The 515-nt window shown below is 48.2% G+C and carries 1 protein-coding gene; it reads right to left on the bottom strand.

The genetic code is table 11. From position 1 onward, the window contains the following. Nucleotides 1–515 (bottom strand): DDE-type integrase/transposase/recombinase (locus ACK8OT_RS19270; RefSeq protein WP_410198132.1); only part of this gene is annotated, 515 nt, incomplete at both ends.

The following is a 515-nucleotide window of genomic DNA, read 5'->3' as shown; positions in this document are numbered from 1 at the left end:
TCGCTGTGGAACATCAAGCCCTTTGGCTTGCCTCTACTCTCATAAGCCATCCTCAATGCTTTCTTTGTTAGCTCGCTATCTGGGCTTTTTGAGGTTGCCCAGCCAACAACGCGTCTTGCAAACAAGTCAATCACAACGGCTAAATATAGCCATCTCGAGCCAGTCCAAACATACGTCACATCGCCCGTCCAAACCCGATTTGGAGCGTCTGGTTTGAAGTTCCGGTCTAGCAAATTCGGAATACTTAAGTGCTCTTTTTCAGCCTTAGCATAACGATGACTAGGGATTTGCCTGCTGACGAGACCCTTCTCCTTCATCAGCTTGCGAATCAACCACCGACTAGCTTTGAAGCCTGAATCAGCGAGCAATACCTGCAACGTCCTTTGACCTGCCGAACCACAACTTTTACCAAACCAGCGCTTCAGCTCAGAGATGAGTTTCAGCCTTTTGGGGTCTAACTCATGACGACGCTCGACCCAATAACGATAGCTACTACGATTGACCTTAAATGCCTT

The organism is Motilimonas thetidivivens (assembly GCF_046452435.1).
Lineage (GTDB): Bacteria > Pseudomonadota > Gammaproteobacteria > Enterobacterales > CBDFNC01 > Motilimonas.
Note: the sequence above shows the minus strand (reverse complement) of the source record. Positions and strands in the feature narration are given on the sequence as shown.